Consider the following 18,595-nt stretch of genomic DNA (forward strand, 5'->3'; position numbering starts at 1 on the left):
CAAGGGCCCCCGTACGGCCTCGAATTAGGTCGTATGGGGGAACTTTCGCGGAGAACTCCGGGAAAACCACCGGCGGGATCGTTCATCCAGGGCAGCGGAACGTCCGCGACCCCGAAAGGACGGAACCCCACCTATGAAGATGACCGCGCGCGGAAGCATTGCGGCGCTCATGACCTGTATGGCGGCGGCCGGCGCGACCACCCCGGCCCTGGCCGACGCGGTACCCGTCGCCGTCCCGCTTGAGGCCGTCGAGACCACGCTGGGCGTGGACACCCCGCGTGTGGCCACCGGCGTTCCGGTGCCGGTCGTCGGCGCCCCCGAGGCCCCGCGCCACCACACGGGAGACCTGCTTCCGACCCCACTGCTCCCGGTGGTCCCGATCGGCACCGACCTCGGTCACACCCTCGTGACCTCCCCGGTGCCGAACCTGGCGGGCAGCCCCGAGACGGACGGCGAGGGTTCGGTGGAGGCCCCCTCGACGACCCTGCACGCCAAGAGCCCCGGCGCGGTGATCGGCGCCCCGCTGACCATGCCGGACGGGAGCAACTACGGGCTCCCGCGCCTCACCACCCCGAAGCTGGGTCTGACCGCCCCCGAGCTCACCGGTGCCCCGGCGGCGCTTCTCGGCCTGCGCTGAGGGCTTCTCGGCCTGCGCCGAGGCCGCTGAGCCGACGCCAGGTCAAAAAGCCGCCCGGTCTGGGAATGTGTACGGCATGGGATTCCATGTCGACTCCGAGACCGGGCGGCTTCGCCGCGTCATCCTCCACCGGCCCGACCTGGAGCTGAAGAGGCTCACACCAAGCAACAAGGACGCCCTGCTCTTCGACGACGTCCTGTGGGTGCGGCGCGCCCGCCAGGAACACGACGGCTTCGCGGACGTGTTGCGAGACCGGGGCGTCGCGGTGCACCTCTTCGGTGATCTGCTCCGGGAGGCCCTCGACATCCCGGAGGCGAGACACCTCGTCCTCGACCGGGTCTTCGACGAGAAGGAGTACGGGCCGCTGGCCACCGACCACCTGCGGTCGGTCTTCGACGGGCTGTCCGCGCACGCGCTCGCGGAGGCGCTGGTCGGCGGGATGACCAAGCGGGAGTTCCTGGACGCGCACGCCGAGCCGGTGTCGGTCCGGTTCCACGCGATGGAGTTGGACGACTTCCTGTTGGGGCCGCTGCCCAACCACCTGTTCACCCGCGACACCTCCGCCTGGATCTACGACGGGGTGTCCATCAACGCCATGCGCTGGCCGGCCCGGCAGCGCGAGACCGTCCACTTCGAGGCGATCTACAAGCACCACCCCCTCTTCACCTCCTCCGGAGCCTTCCACTACTGGTCGCAGGGGCAGGCCGACTACCCGTCGACGATCGAGGGCGGCGACGTCCTGGTCATCGGCAACGGCGCCGTGCTGATCGGGATGAGCGAGCGCACCACCCCGCAGGCCGTGGAGATGCTGGCCCGCGGACTGTTCGCCGCCGGGTCGGCGACCACCATCGTGGCGCTGGACATGCCCAAGCGGCGGGCCTTCATGCACCTGGACACGGTGATGACGATGGTGGCCGCAGATACGTTCACTCAGTACGCGGGACTGGGCATGCTGCGCTCCTACACGATCGAGCCGGGAGCCGAGGCGAGCGAACTCAAGGTGACCGACCACCCGCCGGAGCACATGCACCGGGCCATCGCCGCCGCGCTCGGACTGGACTCGATCAAGGTGCTGACCGCCACCCAGGACGTGCACTCGGCGGAGCGGGAACAGTGGGACGACGGCTGCAACGTGCTGGCGGTGGAGCCGGGGGTGGTGATCGCGTACGAGCGCAACGTCACCACCAACACCCATCTGCGGCGGGAGGGCATTGAGGTGATCGAGATCCCGGGCAGTGAACTCGGGCGGGGGCGGGGCGGGCCGCGCTGCATGAGCTGCCCGGTGGAGCGGGACCCGGTCTGACGTCGGCCGGAGGGTGGCGGGGGTGGTGACCTGCCCGAGGGTGAGCTGTATATCAATGCGGAGCGTCGTATAGACTTCCAGCATCCCCTGTCAGTGTCACCCTGGAGTGTCCCCATGGCCACCGATCTCGTCGGCCGCAGTTTCCTCAAGGAGCTCGACTTCACCGCCGCCGAGTTCCGCGGCCTGATCGAACTCGCCGCCGCCCTCAAGGCCGCCAAGCGGGCCGGGACCGAGCGGCGCCTGCTCCAGGGGCGGAACATCGCGCTGATCTTCGAGAAGACCTCCACCCGCACCCGCTGCGCCTTCGAGGTCGCCGCCGCCGACCAGGGCGCCCACACCACCTACCTGGACCCCACCGGATCCCAGATGGGACACAAGGAGTCCGTCAAGGACACCGCCCGGGTGCTCGGCCGGATGTTCGACGGCATCGAGTACCGGGGCGACAGCCAGGAGATCGTCGAGGAGCTCGCCGCGTACTCCGGGGTGCCCGTCTTCAACGGCCTCACCGACGACTGGCACCCCACCCAGATGCTGGCCGACGTGCTCACCATGACCGAGCACTGCGCCAAGCCGCCGGAGCGGATCACCTTCGCCTACCTCGGCGACGCCCGCTTCAACATGGGCAACTCCTACCTGGTGACCGGCGCGCTGCTGGGCATGGACGTGCGGATCGTCGCGCCCCGCGCCTACTGGCCCGCCGAGTCGGTGGTGGCCGCGGCCCGCGACCTCGCGGCGCGCAGCGGTGCGCGGATCACCCTCACCGAGGAGATCGCCGAGGGCGTGGCGCAGGCCGATTTCGTCGTGACCGACATCTGGGTGTCCATGGGCGAACCCAAGGAGGTCTGGGACGAGCGGATCGCGGCCCTGTCCTCGTACGCCGTGACCATGGACGTGCTCCGGGCCACCGGGAACCCGGACGTGCGGTTCCTGCACTGCCTGCCGGCCTTCCACGACCTCGGGACGGCGGTGGCGCGGGAGATCCACGAGCGGCACGGGCTGGAGTCCCTGGAGGTGACGGACGAGGTGTTCGAGTCCGAGCACTCGCTGGTCTTCGACGAGGCCGAGAACCGCCTGCACACCATCAAGGCCGTGCTGGTCGCGACGCTGGCCGAGCCCGGAGCGGATCTCCCCGCATAGTCATGCGGGTCGCGGGTCGCGGGTCGCGGGTCGCGGGTCGCGGGTCGCCGGGTCGTGGGACCCGGGGCGCGCGGCTCCGGTCGTGTGCCTCCCGGGTGGCCGCGCCGCCTCGTCACGCGTGCCGGCGTGCGGGCAGCGTGAACCACACCGCCTTGCCGTGCTCGGTGGGCCGGTGGCCGCAGGCGGAACTCAGCGTGCGGATCAACAGCAGGCCCCGGCCGTGCTCCTGCCAGGGGTCGGGGTGCGCGTCGTCCCGGCGCGTCGCGAGATCGCCGGGCGGCCGGGGGTCGCCGTCGTGCACCTCGACCTGGCAACCGTTCGCCAGCAGTTCCACGACCAGTTCGATCGGGGCCCGGCCCGCGGTGTGCTCGACGGCGTTGGCGACCAGCTCGGCGGTCAGCAGTTCCGCGGTGTCGCTGTCCGCGGACGGTTCGATGTCGGCGAGGGCGGTACGGACCAGGGCGCGCGCGATGGGTACGGCGGCGGTCGTGTGCGGCAGGGCGATCCGCCAGGCGGATGGGTCGGGCAAGGCGGGGCTGTCCTTATCCATGGGGAGGCGGGCAGGGGTCGGGTAACTCCCGGTTTCAACGATACGAACCCGAAGTGTGGCCCCGTAGGGCACCCCGTCCGAAACGTGCGGGGCCGGCGCCACGGCCGGCGGGGACCTTCGGGGCGGGGCGTGGACACGCCCTCCGGTAGGTGTCGCGTTTCTGTGACGGGAGTCACGAGGCGGTGATACCGTCGGTTGGGTGAGCCCCTTCCTCGGTTCCACCTCAGCGACCGAACGGTGGCGCCACCTCCGGGTGACCCGGCAGGACGGCGTGGCCACCGTCACCCTCGACCGACCGGACAAGCTGAACGCGCTCACCTTCGGCGCCTACGCCGACCTGCGCGATCTGCTCGCCGAACTGTCCCGTGAGCGCTCCGTGCGCGCCCTCGTGCTGGGCGGCGAGGGGCGCGGCTTCTGCTCCGGCGGAGACGTGGACGAGATCATCGGCGCCACCCTCGCCATGGACACCGCCCAGCTCCTCGACTTCAACCGGATGACCGGCCAGGTCGTCCGGGCCCTGCGCGAATGCCCGTTCCCGGTGATCGCCGCCGTCCACGGGGTGGCCGCCGGGGCCGGCGCCGTCCTCGCGCTCGCCTCCGACTTCCGCATCGCCGACCCCACCGCCCGCTTCGCCTTCCTCTTCACCCGCGTCGGCCTCTCCGGCGGCGACATGGGCGCCGCCTACCTGCTGCCCCGGGTCGTCGGCCTCGGCCACGCCACCCGGCTGCTGATGCTCGGAGAACCCGTACGGGCCCCCGAGGCCGAGCGGATCGGCCTGCTCAGCGAGCTGACCGAGGAGGGCAAGGCCCACACCCGGGCCGCCGAACTCGCCGCCCACCTGGCCGCCGGCCCGGCCCTCGCCTACGCCCAGACCAAGGCGCTGCTGACCGCCGAACTCGACATGCCGCTGGCCGCCTCGGTCGAGCTGGACGCCAACACCCAGGCACTGCTGATGAACGGCGACGACTACGCGGAGTTCCACGCCGCCTTCACCGGCAAGCGCCCGCCGCAGTGGAAGGGCAGGTAACCCCCATGGCCGTCGAGAAGACCCTGCGGGTCGCCGTCGTGGGCGGCGGGCCGGGCGGACTGTACGCGGCGGCGCTGCTGGCCCGACAGGGTCACGCCGTGGACCTCTGGGAGCGCAACGCCCCGGACGACACCTTCGGCTTCGGGGTGGTGCTCTCCGACGAGACCCTGGGCGGCATCGAACGGGCCGACGCGGTCGTCCACGCCGCCCTCGGCGCGGAGTTCGTCCGCTGGGACGACGTGGACGTCGTCCACCGCGGGCGCCTGTTGACCTCGGGCGGCCACGGCTTCGCCGCCCTCGGCCGGCGCCGACTGCTGGAGATCCTGCACGAGCGCTGCGCCGGCCTCGGGGTCCGACTCCGCTTCCGGGCCGAGGCACCGGACGCCCGGGAACTCGCGACCTCCCACGACCTGGTGGTCGCGGCCGACGGGGTGCACAGCGCCAGCCGGGAGAGCGGCGCCGCGCACTACGGTCCGAGCGTCACGCCCGGCCGCTGCCGGTACGTCTGGCTGGCCGCCGACTTCGCCTTCGAGTCCTTCCGCTTCGAGATCGCGGAGACCGAACACGGGGTCATGCAACTGCACGCCTACCCCTACGCCGCCGACGCCTCCACCGTGATCGTCGAGATGCGCGAGGAGGTGTGGCGGGCGGCGGGCCTCGACCTCTGCGACGAGGACGAGTCGGCGGCCCGCTGCGCCAAGATCTTCAGCGAGGCCCTGCGCGGCCGACCCCTGCGCGGGAACCGCTCGACCTGGACCCGCTTCCACACCGTCGTCAACGCGCGCTGGTCGCAGGGCAACGTGGCCCTCCTCGGCGACGCGGCGCACACCGCGCACTTCTCCATCGGATCCGGTACCAAACTCGCCGTCGAGGACGCGCTCGCCCTCGCCGAGGCCGTGGCGGCCGAACCGGACGTACCGGCCGCGCTGGCGGCGTACGAGGCGGCCCGGCGGCCCGCGGTCGCCAGCACCCAACGGGCCGCGGCCGCCAGCATGCGGTGGTTCGAGGAGATCGCCGGGTACGTCGACCAGCCCGCCCGGCAGTTCGCCTTCAACCTGCTCACCCGCAGCCGGCGGGTGACCCACGACAACCTGCGGCTGCGCGACGCGCGGTTCACCGGCGCCGTGGAACGGGACTTCGGCTGCCCGGACGCGCACACCCCGCCGATGTTCACCCCGTTCACCCTGCGCGGACTCACCCTGCGCAACCGGGTCGTGGTCTCGCCGATGGACATGTACTCGGCGCCCGACGGGACCGGCGTGCCCGGCGACTTCCACCTGGTGCACCTCGGCTCCCGCGCCCTGGGCGGCGCCGGGCTGGTCATGACCGAGATGGTGTGCGTGAACGCCGAGGGCCGCATCACCCCCGGCTGCACCGGCCTGTACACCGCCGAACAGGCGGCCGGCTGGCGGCGGATCACGGACTTCGTGCACACCTCCGCGCCCGGCGTCGCCCTCGGCGTCCAACTCGGCCACTCCGGCCGCAAGGGATCGACGCGCCTGATGTGGGAGGGCATGGACGACCCCCTCCCCGCGGGCAACTGGCCCCTGGTCGCGGCCTCCGCCCTGCCCTACCGGCCGGGGATCTCCGCGGTACCCCGCGCCCTGGAGGCCGCGGACCTGCCGGCCATCCGCTCCGACTTCGCCGCCGCCGCCGTCCGGGCCGCCGACTGCGGCTTCGACCTGCTGGAACTGCACTGCGCGCACGGCTACCTGCTCTCCGGGTTCCTCTCCCCGCTCACCAATCACCGCACCGACGCCTACGGCGGGTCGCCGGAGAACCGCCTCCGCTTCCCGCTGGAGGTCTTCGACGCGGTCCGCGCGGTCTGGCCCGAGGACCGCCCCATGACGGTCCGGCTCTCGGCCACCGACTGGGCCCCCGGAGGCACCACCCCCGAGGACGCCGAACGGATCGCCGCCGCCTTCGTCGCCCGCGGGGCGGACGCCATCGACGTCTCGACCGGCCAGGTCGTGGCGGACGAGGCGCCGGAGTACGGGCGCTCCTACCAGACCCCCTACGCCGACCGGATCCGCAACGCCCTCGGCGTCCCCGTCATCGCCGTCGGCGCGATCTCCTCCTGGGACGACGTCAACTCGCTGCTCCTCGCGGGCCGCGCCGACCTCTGCGCCGTCGGCCGCCCCCACCTGTACGACCCGCACTGGACCCTGCACGCGGCCGCCGACCAGACGTACCAGGGTCCGGCCGCGCCCTGGCCGGCCCCCTACCGCGCCGGCAGCCGCACACCCCCGACGGGCCGGGGCTGACCGGGGCGCCTACGCCTCCACGAAGCCCGCGCCGACGTCCCGCAGCCGGGCGTGCAGCTCGGCGAAGACCGCCGCCGCCCGGTCTCCGGGCCAGTCCGCCGGGAGCAGCTCGCGGGGCAGCCCCGGGTCGGCGTACGGGAGCCGCCGCCAGGTGTCCAGCGCGAGCAGGTAGCCCCGGTAGGCCTGCTCGGGGGTGGGGGCCGGGCCCGACTGGAGGGCCCGCAGGACCGGCTCGTGGAGGTCCAGGAACTCCTCGTGCTGTTTGGCGAGGGCGGCCAGGTCCCACCACCGGGCCACCGCCTCGGAGGTCGGGGCGAAACCCAGGTGCGCGCCGCGGAACAGTTCCACGTACGTCGTCAGGTGCAGCCGCTCCAGCGTCCGCCCGGTTTCCCCGTGCAGGTGCGCGGGCGCGATCCACACGCCCGGCGCGACCGAACCGAAGCCCAGCCGGGCCAGCCGGGAGCGCAGCAGGTGGCGCTTGTGCCGCTCCTGCTCCGGTACGGAGAACACCGCGACCAGCCACTCCTGCGACAGGCGCGGGGATCCGTAGATCCGCCGGTCGCCGTCCTCCAGGAGCAGACGGGCCTCCGGGGACAGCTCGTACCCGGCCGACCCGTCGGCGGCGCGCGCGGGCAGCAGGAAGCCGCGCCGCTTCAGCCGGGACACCGACGAGCGGACGGACGGCGCGTCCACGCCGGCCGTGCCCAACAGGCGGATCAGCGCGGACACCGGGACGGCGCCCTCGAAGGCCCGCCCGTAGGCACCGTAGAACGTGACGATCAGGGATCGCGGAGTGTGCTGCTCGACCACGGGTTCACTCTAGATCGCGCAGCCGGAACCGCTGAAGTTTCCCGGTCGCGGTCCGCGGGAGGGCGGGCAGGAAGACGAACGAGCGCGGGCACTTGTGCGGGGCCAGTTCCTCGCGCATGAACGCCCGCAGCGCGTCCTCGGTGAGCACCGCGCCGTCCCGGGGGACGGTGTACGCCACGACGATCTGCCCGCGCCGTTCGTCCGGCCGGCCGACCACGGCCGCCTCGGCCACGTCGGGGTGGCGCAGCAGGGCCTCCTCGACCTCCGGGCCGGCGATGTTGTAGCCCGAGGAGATGATCATGTCGTCGGCGCGGGCGACGTAACGGAAGTACCCCTCCGCGTCGCGCAGGTAGGTGTCGCCGGTCAGGTTCCAGCCGTCCCGTACGTAGTCCCGCTGTCGGGGGTCGGCCAGGTACCGGCAGCCCACCGGGCCGCGGACGGCCAGCAGCCCCGGCACGCCGTCCGGCACCGGCCGGCCGGCCGCGTCCACCACCCGGGCCTGCCAGCCCGGCACCACCCGGCCGGTCGCACCGGGCCGGATGTCCTCGTCCGCGGCGGAGATGAAGATGTGCAGCAGCTCCGTGGCGCCGATCCCGTTGATGATCCGCAGCCCGGTCCGCTCGTGCCAGGCCCGCCAGGTGGCGGCGGGCAGGTTCTCGCCCGCGGAGACGCAGCGGCGCAGCGCGGAGAGGTCGTACGCGCCGGTGTCGTAGGGGCCCAGGGTGTCGAGCATCGACCGGTAGGCGGTGGGTGCGGTGAACAGGACGGTGACCCGGTGCTCGGCGAGCGCGGGCAGCAGCGCGCGCGGGGCCGCCCGCTCCAGCAGCAGTGCGCAGGCCCCGGCGCGCAGCGGGAAGACCACGAGTCCGCCGAGGCCGAAGGTGAACCCGAGCGGCGGACTGCCCGCGAACACGTCGTCGGGGCGGGGGCGCAGCACATGGCGGGAGAAGGTGTCCGCCACGGCGAGCAGGTCCCGGTGGAAGTGCATGCAGCCCTTGGGACGCCCGGTGGTGCCGGAGGTGAAGGCGATCAGGGCCACGTCGTCCGCGGAGGTCCCGACGGGCTCGAAGGGCTCCGGATGCCCTTGGGCGAGCCGCAGCAGGTCGTCGGGCGCCTCGCCGCCGTACGGCGTGACGCGCAGCCCGGGCACCTCGGCCTTCACCAGGTCGTCCAGCGCGTCCACGTGGCACAGCGCGTGTCCGACCCGCGCCATCGCGCACACCGTGGCCAGTTCCTGGGACCGCTGCCCGGCCAGCACGGTCACGGCCACCGCGCCCGCCCGCATCACCGCCAGCCAGCAGGCGGCGAGCCACGGCCCGGTGGGTCCGCGCAGCAGCACCCGATTGCCGGGCACGACACCGAGGTCGACCGTGAGGACGTGGGCGATCCGGTCGACACGCTCGCGCAGCTCCCCGTACGACCACACCGCGCCGGCGCCGTCGCGGAAGGCCGGGCGGTCGGGTCCGAACCGGTCGATGGTGGCGTCGAGCAGTTCGGCGCCGCAGTTCAGCCGGTCCGGGTAGGCCAGCTCGGGCAACTCGAAGAGCAGGTGCGGCCAGGCGTCCGCGGCCGGCAGATGGTCGCGGGCAAAGGTGTCGACGTGAGCGGAAGGCATGAGCTCCAAGGCGGGTTCGCCCCCTTGCGACGGTCCGGCCCCGGTGTGGGGGGCCGGGCCCTGCTGTATGGAACCGAATGTATGGAACCGGGGTGGAGCTGTCCGTGCGTGGGCAACACGAGCGTATCGTGATGGTGACGGCAGTCAACAGGACGCGATAGATGCGGGGACATTCGGATGACCGGATTCGCGCTCGAAGCGGAAGACGAGCAATGGTGCGGGCGGTTGCGCGCACTGTCGACCGAGCGGTTGAGGCCGCTGGCCGAGAAGGGGGAGGCGGGCCGGGTGAACCGCCCCCTGCTCGCGGCACTGGGTGAAGAGGGCCTGCTGGAGCGGGTGTTCACCTCCGGCGCCCTGCACCTGTGCCTGTTGCGGGAATCCCTCGCCTACGGCTGTACGGAGGCGGAGACGGCGCTCGCCCTCCAGGGGTTGGGCGCCCACCCGGTGCTGAGCGCCGGCAGCCCGGCCCAGCGGGAGCGCTGGCTGCCCGGCGTGCGGGAGGGCCGGCTCGTGGCGGCGTTCGCGCTGTCCGAGCCGGGCGCCGGCTCGGACGCGGCCGCGCTGACCCTGGCCGCCGAGCGGGACGGCGAGGGATGGCGGCTGCGCGGGGAGAAGCGCTGGATCTCCAACGCCCCGGAGGCGGATTTTTACACCGTCTTCGCCCGAACGGGTGAGGGCTCGGGCTCCAGGGGGATCACGGCCTTCCTGGTGCCCGCCGACCGGCCCGGCCTGACGGGCGAGGCCCTGGAGATGCTGTCCCCGCACCCGATCGGCGCGCTGGCCTTCGACGGGGTGCCGGTCGGGCCGCAGGACGTGCTGGGGGAGCCGGGGCGCGGCTTCCGGGTCGCGATGGACACCTTGAACCGGTTCCGGCCGAGCGTCGGCGCCTTCGCCGTCGGCATGGCGCGGGCGGCGCTCGACGCGACACTGGCGCACACGGCCGGTCGGGCCGCCTTCGGCGGGGTCCTCGCCGACCTCCAGGCGGTCGCGCACCGGGTGGCGGAGATGGCGACCCGCGTGGAGGCGGCCCGCCTGCTGGTCTACGCGGCCGCCGGCGCCTACGACAGCGGCTCGCCCGAGGTCCCGCGACGGGCGGCCATGGCGAAGCTGCTGGCCACCGAGACCGCCCAGTACGTGGTGGACCACGCGGTCCAACTGCACGGGGCCGTCGCCCTCCAGCGGGGGCACCTCCTGGAGCACCTGTACCGGGAGGTGCGGGCGCCGCGGATCTACGAGGGGGCCAGCGAGGTGCAGCGCACGATCATCGCGAAGGAGCTCTACCGGGAGGTGGCGGGATGAGCCTGGAACGCCACAACCCGCAGGAGCTCTCCCCGGCGACCGGGTTCTCGCACGCCGTGGCCATGACGGGCGGCCGGCTCGTCTTCCTGGCGGGCCAGACCGCGCTGGACGGTTCCGGCAAGGTCGTGGGCGAGGGCCTGCCGGAACAGTTCGAGCGGGCGCTGTCCAACCTGCTGGCGGCCCTGGCGGCGGCCGGCGGTACCCCCGGGGGGTTGGCCCGGGTCACCGTCTACGCGGTGGACGTGGCCTCGTATCGCGAACACGCCGGTGAACTGGGCCGCATCTGGCGCCGGTTGGCCGGGCGCGACTATCCGGCGATGGCCGTCGTCGGCGTGGTCCGGCTCTGGGACGAGGAGGCGCTGGTCGAACTCGACGGCATCGCCGTCCTGCCGTGATTTTGACAGCGACCCAAAGCCGGGGGAGTGTGGTTAAGACCGTTTTGGCATGCTTCGCCACCAACACTCGGAGGTGCATGGACATGCGCCGTGGGTTCGTTGCGGCAGCCGTGACAGGGGCGGCCGGGCTCACGCTCGGTCTGATGCCCGTCAGCGGCGCCTTCGCGACAACAAGTCTTCCGCAGGCCGACTGGTGTTCCGACTCGCGGTACGGAGAGTGGTCCGCCTGCTGCGACCCCGCACGCGGCAACTACCGGCCGGGCTGGTGCTGGGACAACAACGGTCGCAACGAAGGCAACTGGCGCGACGCCAGTTACGACCCGAACTGGAACAACTGGAACAACTGGAACGACGGCCGGTACGACAGCCGGTACGACGACGGTTGGCGTGACGGCGGCTGGAACAACGGCGGCAACGGCGGCTGGAACGACGACTGGCACGACGGCGGCCACGGCTACGACGGCTACCAGGGCAACTGGCACGACAGCGGCTACCGGAACGACTGGAACCACTAGCCGCCGCCCGCCCCCGCCCGGTGACCGGGCCCCCCGCTCACCCCGCCAGGAGGCGGCCCATCCACTCCTCGATGTCCGTCACGGACCTCGGCAGGGCGCCCGACATCAGTCGGGCGCCCTGCGCGGTGACCACCAGGTCGTCCTCGATGCGCACGCCGATGCCGCGAAACTCCGCCGGCAGGGTCTCGTCGTCGGGCTGGAAGTACAGACCCGGCTCCACGGTGAGCACCTGCCCCTCCTCCAGCGTGCCGTCCAGGTAGGTGTCGGCCCGCGCCTTCGCGCAGTCGTGGACGTCCAGCCCCAGCATGTGCCCGCTGCCGCACAGGGTGTAGCGCCGGTGCAGGTCGCCCGCCGCGTTCTTCAGGACGCCCCACTCGGCGAGCCCCTCCGCGATCACCCGCATCGCGGCCCGGTGGAAGTCGCGGAAGCCCGCGCCCGGGCGCAGCGCCGCCATCCCCGCGTCCTGCGCGGCCAGGACCAGTTCGTACACCTGCCGCTGCACCGGCGAGAACCGGCCCGACAGGGGCAGGGTGCGGGTGATGTCCGCCGTGTAGAGGGTGTCCGTCTCGACGCCCGCGTCCAGCAGCAGCAGTTCGTCGCGGTTCAAGCGGCCGTCGTTGCGGATCCAGTGCAGGACGCAGGCGTGGGCGCCGGACGCGGCGATCGTCTCGTAGCCGGTGCCGTTCCCCTCCGCCCGGGCGCGCAGGCCGAAGACCCCCTCGATCCAGCGCTCCCCGCGCGGATGGGCCAGCGCGCGCGGCAGCGCCCGAACGACGTCCTCGAAGCCGGCCGTGGTGTGGTCCACCGCCCGTTGCAGCTGCTCGACCTCCCAGGCGTCCTTGACCAGGCGCAACTCCGAGAGCGCGGTGGCGAGTTCGGGATCGCGGGAGGCGTCGCGGGCCGGCGGTGAGCCGAGCGTGTCCAGGTGGGCGCAGCGCAGTCCGGTCAGCCGCTCGGTCTCCGCCAGGTCCGGGCGGCGCCCCACCCAGAACTCCCCGTACCGGCGGTCCCGGTAGAACTCCTCGTTGCCGTCGGCCCGCGGCGAACGGGGCCGCAGGTACAGCACGGCCTCGTGTCCGTGCGCACCGGAGGGTTCCAGCACCAGTACGTGACCCACCTGGTCCTCGCCGGTCAGGCCGGTCAGCCAGGCGTACGCGCTGTGCGGCCGGAAGCGGTGGTCGCAGTCGTTGGAGCGGACCTTCAACTCGCCCGCCGGGACGATCAGTCGCTCGCCCGGGAAGCGTGCCGAGAGTCGGGCGCGGCGGGCCGGGGTGACGGCGGACGCCGGCGCGGGACCCCGGTCGGGGAGAGGGGTGGCGGTCCAGTCGGCGGCCATGAAGCGGGACAACTCCGGCGAGACGGGCAGGTCGTGGCTGCCGATGTGGAGGCCGGAGGGGGTGTCGGTCACGGGGGCTCCCTGAAGAAGAAGCGAACTGGTGGTCGCACAGGTCTTGTCAGTGCAATTTCACATTACTATGTTACAGCTCACACCGCGGCACGTTAATCCCCGTCAAACGCCGTGTGACGCAGGGCAGTCCACCGCAGGCAGTTCGCGCACCACTTCCCCCACCTCCCCTCCCCACCAGGAGTTCTCGGTGTCCCAGCACAGAGCTGTGCGTACGTCCCTCCTCTCGGCCGCCGTCGCGGTCACGCTCCTCGCCTCCGCCGGGCAGGCCGTGACCCGGGCGGCCGAGAGCGGCACGACGGTTCCCGCGACCTTCGCGGCCGGCGCCCCCGCCGCGGGCGCCCCCGGCGTCGGCGCGCCGAACCCCTTCGACGAGGTCGACCGCCTCGCCGACGCCCGGGAGCCCGTACCGGCCCCGGCCACCGCACCCGGCGGCCTCGCCGTCGACAAGGGCGCGATCCCCGGGGCCGCGCGCCCCGCCACGAAGCCCCTCGACGCGGCCTCGGCCTCGGCCGGCGAGCGCGCGGAGAAGAGCCGCAAGGCGGCCGCCGCCCAGGCCGCGCCCACCACCCGGAACCAGGCCGTCGCCGTCCCCTGCACCCTCGACGGGATCACCGGCCTCTCGGCGGAACGTTTCGCCGACTTCCTCGGCGACCCGGCCGTCCTCGCCGACGGCTGTCTGCGCGGCCTCATCTGGACCTGGGACGCCCGCCTCGCGCCCGTCATGTCGGACGCCCACGTCCAGGCGGTCTCCCGCCGGATATCCGCCGCGGCCGCCGCCCACGACGGCCGCAACTCCTCACACCTGGAGGAGATGTTCACCTACCTGCACGCCGTCGCCTACCACGACTACTCCCGCGACGAGATCGACGTCACCGACGCCCCGACCGTCGACGCCATGCGCCGCGCCGTCGCGGACTTCGGCGCCGCCGCCCACACCTTCGACGCCACGCCGACCAACGCCCGCACCCTGCGCGAGGCCCTCTACGCCGCGAGCGCCCCCGGCCTGCGACAGCACCAACTCGGCCTGATCTCCAAAGTGCTCGCCACCATGGACCCGGCGCACCCCGCGACCAACCAGGACGCCTCCTGGGGCGGCGCGGCCCTCGCGGCGCTCTCCGTCAACTACCTCGGCGTCTACCCGGGCAACCAGGACGCCGCCTTCCAGGCCGCGGTCTCCGCCGACCCGGCCTACCGCGCCGTGTTCAAGGCCTTCGGCGGCTACGTCCACCTCAAGGGCGGCGGCAACGCGTGGGTGGCCCGCGACGCGCTCGGCGAGTACGGCCGCTTCGGCCAGATCGACGCCCTCAAGGGCCAGGTCGTCGCCGACCTCGGCGCCCTGCTGGAACCGGTCCGGTCCGGCTTCGGCAACGGCAGCGAGCAGTGGGCCAAGATCGTCTCCTGGCTCAACTTCTACGAGGCGTGCAAGCCGTACGGGGTGTGCAAGGAGGACATCGAGAAGCAGCTCTTCCCCTACACGTACTCCTACGACAACGGCGCCATCAAGGTCCGCACCGCCCTCGACCGGGCCACGGTCGACCAGCTCTACTACGCGAGCAAGCAGGTCAAGTCCCAGTACCACCGGGTGCTCGGCACCGAGCAGCCGCTCGCCGGCGACCCCAACACCACGCTGAACATCGTGCTGTACGCCTCCCGCGCCGACTACGAGAACTACCACCCCATCCTCACCGGCTACGGCACCAACAACGGCGGCATCTACATCGAGAACGGCGCCACCTTCTACACCTACCAGCGCCGCGTCCCCCAGGACTCCTCCCTCACGCTGGAGGAGCTGTTCCGCCACGAGTACACGCACTACCTCAACGGCCGCTACGCCGTCCCCGGCTTCTTCGGCGAGGGCCCCTGGTACGAGGGCGACCGCACGACCGCCATGGACGAGGGCACGGCCGAGTTCTTCGACGGAGCCACCCGGGACAACGGCATCGCCGTGCGCAAGTCCCTGGTCAAGAGCGTCATCGCCGACACGGCGGGCGGCGGCCCCCGGATGACCGTGGAGCAGCTGCTCAACGCCACCTACGACGGCGACGGCTTCCGCTTCTACAGCTACGCCGGCACCTTCTTCGAGTTCCTGTGGACCGAGAAGCCCATGCTGTTGCGCGAGATGTACACCCATCTGCGGGGCGACGACGTCGCCGCGTACGACGCCTGGCGCCACCGGACCGGCGCGGACACCTACCTCCAGCGCGATTACAACCGCTTCCTGGACGCGCAGATCGCCAAGGTGGACCAGCTGTACGTGCCGAACACCACCTTCACCGCCAACGACCGGCTGCGCGACTCCGCGCTCGCCTCGGTGAAGTCGACCTTCGCGACGGCCACGTACAACACCCCGGACTGCGTGGAGAACGGCGAGCCCGGCAAGCGCCGGTTCACCTGTACCGGCCGGATCACCGCGAACCTGAAGAACTGGCGCAACGAAGACCAGAACTTCAAGGACATGTCCGAGACGGTGGACTACTTCCTCCTCGACCGGGCGGGCGCGGCCTCGAACAACCTGGCCGACATGAACTGCTCGTTCGGCCCGGTGGAGATCTGGACCAACAAGGTCGCGGGGACCTCCCCCTACAGCTGTGAGGGACCGCTGCGCGACTGACCGACGCCGGTGGTCGGTCCCGTCGTGAACGGGGGGCGGGACCGGCCCCGGAGTGCCTAGGCACCCTATGAAGAATGTGACATATTACTGCCGTGCCCCAGAGACACTCCCTGGACGTCGTCGTCATCGGCGCCGGCGTCGTCGGCGCCGCGTGCGCGTACCACGCCGGCCGCGCCGGACTCTCCGTGGCCGTCGTGGACCGCGGCCCCGTGGCCGGCGGCACCACCGGCGCCGGCGAGGGCAACCTGCTCGTCTCCGACAAGGAGGCCGGGCCCGAACTCGACCTGGCCCTGCTGTCGGCGAGGCTGTGGCGCGAACTCGCCGAGGTCCTCCCGCACGCCGTGGAGTACGAGGCCAAGGGCGGACTGGTCGTCGCACCGGACGACACCACCCTGAAGGCCCTGCGCGCCTTCGCCCGGGGCCAGCGCGGCGCGGGCGTCGACGCCGTCGAGGTGGGACCGGGGGAACTGCGCGACCTGGAACCCCATCTGGCCCCGGGGCAGGCGGGCGGCTTCCACTACCCGCAGGACGCCCAGGTCCACCCCGCGCAGGCGGCGGCGCGACTGCTCGCCGCCTCCGGCGCCCGGGTCCACCTCGGGGAGGAGGTCACCGGGCTCCTCACCGAGGGCGGCCGGGTGTGCGGGGTGCGCACCGGTCGCCGGGAGCTTCGGGCGCCGGCCGTCGTCAACGCCGCCGGCACCTGGGGCGGGAGGATCGCCGAACTCGCCGGGACCACCCTGCCGGTGCTGCCGCGCCGCGGCTTCGTCCTGGTGACCGAGCCGCTGCCGAGGGTGGTCCGGCACAAGGTGTACGCCGCCGACTACATCGCGGACGTGGCCAGCGGCTCCGCGGCCCTCCAGTCCTCGGCGGTCGTCGAGGGCACCCCCTCGGGGCCGGTGCTCATCGGGGCCACCCGGGAGCGGGTCGGCTTCGAACGGGGCCTGTCCACGCGGGCGCTGCACCGGCTCGCCGCGCAGGCGGCCGCGCTGTTCCCGGTACTGGCCGACGTACGGGTGCTGCGGACCTACCACGGGTTCCGGCCCTACCTGCCCGACCACCTCCCGGCGATCGGCCCCGACCCCCGGGCCCCCGGGCTGCTGCACGCCTGCGGCCACGAGGGCGCCGGCATCGGCCTGGCGCCGGCCACCGGGCTGCTGATCGCCGCGGCCCTCACCGGGACCGAACCCCCGCTGGATCCGCGTCCGTTCCGCCCGGACCGGTTCGGCCCCCCGGCCACCGGCGAACCGAAGGAGACCAGGCGATGACCGGCCCCACCGACCCCGACCGCCCGCCGCGCGGCCCCCTGCGCCGGCTGCTTCGCGGCCCCGCCCGGTCGCCCCGCGACCTGGTCGGCGGCGCGCCCCGGGCCACGTACGTCCTGCGCTTCGACGGCCGCGAACTGCCCGCGAGCGCGGGCCAGAGCATCGCCGCCGCCCTCTGGGGCGCGGGCGTCCTCGCCTGGCGCACCACCCGCGAGAACGGCGCGCCGCGCGGGGTGTTCTGCGGGATCGGGAGCTGCCACGACTGCCTCGTCACCGTCAACGGGCGCCCGAACCTGCGCGCCTGCCTGACCCCGGCCCGCCCCGGGGACACCGTCACCACCCAGGAAGGGACCGGCCGTGCCGAACTCGGCGTCTGACGGCGTGCCGTGCGACCTCGCCGTCGTCGGCGCGGGCCCCGCCGGGCTCGCCGCCGCCGTCACGGCCGCCGACCTCGGGCTGAACGTCACCCTGCTGGACGCGGGGGAGCGGCCGGGCGGCCAGTACTACCGCCGCCCCGCACCCGACCTCGGCGCGGCCCGCCCCGAGGTCCTGCACCACGACTGGGCCGCCTTCGCCACCCGCAAGGCCGCCCTGCGCGCCCACGCGTCGGCGGGCCGGATCACCCACCTCCCGCTCCACCACGTGTGGACCGTCGTCCCCGCCGGAGCCGGCCTGCTGCTGCACGCCGTCGCCGGCCCCGAGGAGGAGGCCGTCGCCGTACCCGCCCGCGCCGTGCTCCTCGCCACCGGCGCCTTCGAGCGTCAACTGCCCTTCCCCGGCTGGACACTGCCCGGGGTGATCGGGGCCGGCGGCGCGCAGGCCATGCTCAAGGGCGGGCTCGTGCTGCCGGGCCGGCGGATCGTCGTCGCCGGGAGCGGGCCGCTGCTGCTCGCCGTGGCCGGGTCCCTCGCGGCGGCCGGCGCCACCGTCGCGGCGGTGGTGGAGGCCGCCGCGTACACCGCGTACGCCGGCCGGCTCCCCGCCCTGCTGCGCAACCCCGGCAAGCTCGGCGAGGCCGCCACGTACGGCGGGGCCCTGCTGCGGCACGGGATCCGCCTGCTCACCCGGCACGCCGTCACCGAGGCGCACGGCGCCGAACGGGTCGAGGCGGTGACCGTGGCCCGACTCGACCGGCAGTGGCGGCCGGTGCCCGGCACCGGCCGCCGCGTCCCCTGCGACGCCCTCGCCGTGGGCCACGGGCTGGTGCCGCAACTGGAACTGGCCACCGGGCTGGGCTGCGCCACCCGACTCGGGGCGGACGGCGCCGTCGCCCTGGAGGTGGACGCGCGCCAGCGGACCTCCGTGCCCGGCGTCTGGTCGGCGGGGGAGACCGGGGGCACCGGCGGCGCCCGACTGGCCCTGGTGGAAGGGGAGATCGCGGCCCACACGATCGCCGGTCGGCCCGTCCCCGCCGCGCTCGGCCGACAGCGTGCGCGGCTGCGCGCGTTCGCCGAGGCGATGGGCGCGGCCCACCGTCCGGGGGCGGGGTGGACCGGATGGCTGCGGGAGGACACCGAGGTGTGCCGCTGCGAGGAGGTCCCCGTCGGTCCGATCCGCGAGGCGGTGCGCGACCTGGGCGCGCGGGACGCCCGTACCGTCAAACTGCTCACCCGGGCGGGCATGGGCTGGTGTCAGGGCCGGATGTGCGGCCCGGCCGTCGCCGCCCTCGCGGGGCGGGACCCGGACCCGGACCGCAGGCCCCTGTCCTGCCCGGTTCCGCTGCGCCGGCTCGCCGAACTGCCCGCCGAGGAAAGCTGATCGA

The 18,595-nt window shown here is 73.4% G+C and carries 16 protein-coding genes; 12 read left to right on the top strand and 4 right to left on the bottom strand.

Annotation, left to right across the window (positions count from 1 at the left end):
* Nucleotides 1–133 precede the first annotated feature (133 nt).
* The 3 genes from OHA84_RS26910 to argF all read left to right on the top strand — a co-directional run bounded on the left by OHA84_RS26910 (nucleotide 134) and on the right by argF (nucleotide 3,077).
* Nucleotides 134–637: a hypothetical protein gene (locus tag OHA84_RS26910; protein WP_266969405.1), complete on the top strand. Its 504-nt coding sequence runs from the start codon at nucleotides 134–136 to the stop codon at nucleotides 635–637.
* Nucleotides 638–713: 76 nt separating this feature from the next.
* Entirely contained in the window at nucleotides 714–1,940 is a 1,227-nt protein-coding gene (locus tag OHA84_RS26915; protein WP_053684627.1) for an arginine deiminase, read from the top strand.
* A 114-nt stretch (nucleotides 1,941–2,054) separates the two neighbouring features.
* Nucleotides 2,055–3,077, top strand: coding sequence for an ornithine carbamoyltransferase (gene argF, locus OHA84_RS26920; protein WP_266969403.1), 1,023 nt, complete (start codon nucleotides 2,055–2,057; stop codon nucleotides 3,075–3,077).
* Nucleotides 3,078–3,189: 112 nt separating this feature from the next.
* Here argF and OHA84_RS26925 read toward each other — a convergent pair whose 3' ends face one another.
* On the bottom strand, nucleotides 3,190–3,627 hold the full coding sequence (locus tag OHA84_RS26925) for an ATP-binding protein (RefSeq protein ID WP_053684632.1): 438 nt from the start codon (nucleotides 3,625–3,627) through the stop codon (nucleotides 3,190–3,192).
* Nucleotides 3,628–3,826: 199 nt separating this feature from the next.
* Here OHA84_RS26925 and OHA84_RS26930 point away from each other — a divergent pair, with 199 nt between their 5' ends.
* Both OHA84_RS26930 and OHA84_RS26935 read left to right on the top strand, forming a co-directional pair.
* Nucleotides 3,827–4,654, top strand: a complete 828-nt coding sequence (locus tag OHA84_RS26930; RefSeq protein ID WP_053684633.1) for an enoyl-CoA hydratase family protein — start codon at nucleotides 3,827–3,829, stop codon at nucleotides 4,652–4,654.
* Nucleotides 4,655–4,659: 5 nt separating this feature from the next.
* Nucleotides 4,660–6,918: a bifunctional salicylyl-CoA 5-hydroxylase/oxidoreductase gene (locus OHA84_RS26935; protein WP_266969401.1), complete on the top strand. Its 2,259-nt coding sequence runs from the start codon at nucleotides 4,660–4,662 to the stop codon at nucleotides 6,916–6,918.
* A gap of 9 nt (nucleotides 6,919–6,927) precedes the next feature.
* Here OHA84_RS26935 and OHA84_RS26940 read toward each other — a convergent pair whose 3' ends face one another.
* Entirely contained in the window at nucleotides 6,928–7,728 is an 801-nt protein-coding gene (locus OHA84_RS26940; RefSeq protein WP_053684637.1) for a PaaX family transcriptional regulator C-terminal domain-containing protein, read from the bottom strand.
* 4 nt (nucleotides 7,729–7,732) lie between these two features.
* Nucleotides 7,733–9,343, bottom strand: a complete 1,611-nt coding sequence (locus tag OHA84_RS26945; RefSeq protein WP_323181882.1) for an AMP-binding protein — start codon at nucleotides 9,341–9,343, stop codon at nucleotides 7,733–7,735.
* A 177-nt stretch (nucleotides 9,344–9,520) separates the two neighbouring features.
* On the opposite strand from OHA84_RS26945, the gene OHA84_RS26950 reads away from it, so the two are divergent.
* From OHA84_RS26950 to OHA84_RS26960, 3 genes are all read left to right on the top strand, one after another.
* Entirely contained in the window at nucleotides 9,521–10,642 is a 1,122-nt protein-coding gene (locus OHA84_RS26950) for an acyl-CoA dehydrogenase family protein (RefSeq protein WP_053684640.1), read from the top strand.
* Nucleotides 10,639–11,037 carry a RidA family protein gene (locus OHA84_RS26955; protein WP_053684642.1) on the top strand — a complete coding sequence of 133 codons (399 nt, stop codon included), beginning with the start codon at nucleotides 10,639–10,641 and terminating at the stop codon, nucleotides 11,035–11,037. Before OHA84_RS26950 ends, OHA84_RS26955 begins: the two co-directional genes overlap by 4 nt.
* A gap of 143 nt (nucleotides 11,038–11,180) precedes the next feature.
* Nucleotides 11,181–11,552, top strand: coding sequence for a hypothetical protein (locus tag OHA84_RS26960; protein WP_159041637.1), 372 nt, complete (start codon nucleotides 11,181–11,183; stop codon nucleotides 11,550–11,552).
* A gap of 37 nt (nucleotides 11,553–11,589) precedes the next feature.
* On the opposite strand, the gene OHA84_RS26965 is transcribed toward OHA84_RS26960, so the two are convergent.
* Nucleotides 11,590–12,960 (bottom strand): aminopeptidase P family protein, encoded by a 1,371-nt coding sequence (locus OHA84_RS26965; RefSeq protein ID WP_266969399.1) that lies wholly within the window; start codon nucleotides 12,958–12,960, stop codon nucleotides 11,590–11,592.
* A 187-nt stretch (nucleotides 12,961–13,147) separates the two neighbouring features.
* Here OHA84_RS26965 and OHA84_RS26970 point away from each other — a divergent pair, with 187 nt between their 5' ends.
* From OHA84_RS26970 to OHA84_RS26985, 4 genes are all read left to right on the top strand, one after another.
* Entirely contained in the window at nucleotides 13,148–15,571 is a 2,424-nt protein-coding gene (locus OHA84_RS26970) for a collagenase (RefSeq protein WP_266969397.1), read from the top strand.
* A gap of 92 nt (nucleotides 15,572–15,663) precedes the next feature.
* Nucleotides 15,664–16,836: an FAD-binding oxidoreductase gene (locus tag OHA84_RS26975; protein ID WP_266969395.1), complete on the top strand. Its 1,173-nt coding sequence runs from the start codon at nucleotides 15,664–15,666 to the stop codon at nucleotides 16,834–16,836.
* The gene (locus tag OHA84_RS26980) at nucleotides 16,833–17,210 is read left to right on the top strand and encodes a (2Fe-2S)-binding protein (protein WP_199826702.1); all 378 of its coding nucleotides are present in this window, start codon (nucleotides 16,833–16,835) and stop codon (nucleotides 17,208–17,210) included. The genes OHA84_RS26975 and OHA84_RS26980 overlap by 4 nt, the downstream gene beginning before the upstream one ends.
* Nucleotides 17,191–18,591 (top strand): NAD(P)/FAD-dependent oxidoreductase, encoded by a 1,401-nt coding sequence (locus OHA84_RS26985; protein ID WP_266969392.1) that lies wholly within the window; start codon nucleotides 17,191–17,193, stop codon nucleotides 18,589–18,591. The genes OHA84_RS26980 and OHA84_RS26985 overlap by 20 nt, the downstream gene beginning before the upstream one ends.
* The last annotated feature ends 4 nt before the right edge of the window (nucleotides 18,592–18,595 follow it).

Source organism: Streptomyces sp. NBC_00513 (genome assembly GCF_041431415.1).
In the GTDB taxonomy this organism is placed as follows: domain Bacteria; phylum Actinomycetota; class Actinomycetes; order Streptomycetales; family Streptomycetaceae; genus Streptomyces.